We start from the raw sequence: 2,332 nt of genomic DNA, 5'->3' as shown, positions 1-2,332 counted from the left end.
ATGATGGCCGACTCGGGCGCTCGTGGCTCCGCTGCGCAGATTCGCCAGTTGTCCGGTATGCGGGGTTTGATGGCCAAGCCAGACGGCTCGATCATTGAGACGCCGATTACCGCGAACTTCCGCGAAGGTCTGAACGTTTTGCAGTACTTCATTTCCACCCACGGAGCTCGTAAGGGTCTGGCGGATACGGCTTTGAAGACGGCGAACTCGGGCTACCTGACGCGTCGTCTGGTGGACGTGACGCAAGACTTGGTGGTGATCGAGGACGATTGCGGTACCGACAACGGCATGGCGATGCGCGCCTTGGTCGAAGGCGGTGAAGTGATCGAATCCTTGCGTGACCGCGTGCTTGGCCGCGTCACCGCGATCGACGTGTTGCATCCCGAGACGCAAGCGCTGGTCTTGCCTGCGCTCAGCATGCTGGACGAAGATACGCTGGACATGCTGGAAACGCATGGCGTTGACGAGATCAAGGTCCGCACCCCGCTGACCTACGCAACCCGCTTCGGTCTGTGTGCCCATTGCTATGGCCGCGACCTGGGTCGTGGCGGCATGGTCAATATCGGCGAAGCCGTCGGTGTGATCGCGGCGCAGTCGATCGGTGAGCCGGGTACCCAGCTGACCATGCGGACCTTCCACATCGGTGGTGCGGCTTCGCGTGCGGCAGTGGCGTCCAGCGTTGATGCCAAGTCCGAAGGCCTGATCGGCTTCAATGCGACGATGCGCTATGTGACCAATGGCAAGGGCGAGTTGGTGGTGATTTCGCGTTCTGGCGAAATCATCATTGCCGACCCGCATGGCCGTGAGCGTGAGCGTCACAAGGTGCCGTATGGTGCCGTGTTGGCTATTCGTGCGGACCAAGCCGTCAAGGCCGGTACCATTTTGGCCAATTGGGATCCTTTGACCCGTCCCATCATTACCGAGTTCGCCGGTAAGGCGCGCTTCGAAAATGTGGAAGAGGGTGTCACGGTCGCCAAGCAGGTCGATGAAGTGACCGGTTTGTCGACCCTGGTGGTGATCGACTCCAAACGCCGAGGCGCCACCAAGGTGATCCGCCCGCAGGTCAAGCTGCTCGACGCCAATGGCAATGAAGTCAAGATCCCCGGCACCGATCACTCGGTGACGATTGGCTTCCCGGTCGGTGCGCTGATTCAAATCCGCGACGGACAAGAATTGGCCCCGGGCGAAGTGCTGGCTCGTATCCCGATGGAAGGTCAGACGACACGCGACATTACCGGCGGCTTGCCGCGGGTGGCCGAGCTGTTCGAAGCCCGTTCACCAAAGGATGTCGGCATCTTGGCCGAGATGACCGGTACGGTCTCGTTCGGTAAGGAAACCAAGGGCAAGAATCGCCTGGAAATTACCGACCCGGATGGCAAGAAGCACGAAGAGCTGGTGCCCAAGGAAAAGAACATCCTGGTGCACGAGGGCCAGGTGGTCAACCGCGGCGAATTGATTGTGGACGGCTCGGCCGACCCGCAAGACATTCTGCGTTTGTTGGGTATCGAAGAGCTGGCGCGTTACATCGTCGACGAAGTGCAGGACGTGTACCGCTTGCAGGGCGTGAAGATCAACGACAAGCACATCGAGGTGATCGTTCGCCAGATGCTGCGTCGCGTGCAAATCACCAACTCTGGCGACTCGAAGTACATCATCAACGAGCAGGTTGAGCGCTCGGAGCTGCTGGACACCAACGACCGTCTGCGCAAGGAAGGCAAGGTCATTGCTACCCACGTTGACGTGTTGATGGGTATCACCAAGGCTTCCTTGTCGACCGACTCCTTCATCTCGGCGGCTTCCTTCCAGGAAACCACCCGCGTGCTGACCGAGGCGGCCATCATGGGCAAGCGCGATGAGCTGCGTGGCTTGAAGGAAAACGTCATCGTTGGACGTCTGATCCCGGCTGGCACCGGCATGGCATTCCACCGTGCGCGTTTGGCCAAGGAGAAGATGGATGACTCCGAGCGTCGCGCCATTGCGCAGCAGGAGGCCGAGGAACTGGCTTCTGCGCAGATGGCGCATGTTGATGCCGGCATGGAAGGCAGCGCTGAGTAAGCACTGAAAGAGTACTGTCCGCAATTGAAAAGGCCGCCCGATGGGCGGCCTTTTTTTCATTCTGACTGCTGCAATATCGGCGGCGTGGGTGCCTGCTGCTTGATCCAGGCCTCCGGTGTCATGATGGCGAGGCCGACCCGCCGTGCACGTTTTGCCAGCGCTAAAACCGCGCGGTCCTTTGAGATTAAAAAGCCGGCTTGTTCGGCCAAGGCCAAGTCGATAAACATCTGATCGTCTTTGTCTCTGCAGACAAGGCGAATCGCCGGCAAAGGCTCGC

General features: G+C 59.8%; 1 protein-coding gene and 1 pseudogene. One reads left to right on the top strand and one right to left on the bottom strand.

The features are described 5' to 3' along the window. Positions 1-2,055: pseudogene (locus RMO57_RS03035) on the top strand (DNA-directed RNA polymerase subunit beta'); the annotation flags it as partial. A gap of 56 nt (positions 2,056-2,111) precedes the next feature. On the opposite strand, the gene RMO57_RS03030 reads toward RMO57_RS03035, so the two are convergent. Next, positions 2,112-2,332: putative toxin-antitoxin system toxin component, PIN family (locus RMO57_RS03030; RefSeq protein ID WP_310384090.1), on the bottom strand; the 221-nt coding region annotated here is incomplete at its 5' end.

The organism is Roseateles sp., assembly GCF_031397715.1.
In the GTDB taxonomy this organism is placed as follows: domain Bacteria; phylum Pseudomonadota; class Gammaproteobacteria; order Burkholderiales; family Burkholderiaceae_C; genus Paucibacter_A.
This window is presented reverse-complemented; position numbering and strand designations above follow the sequence as displayed.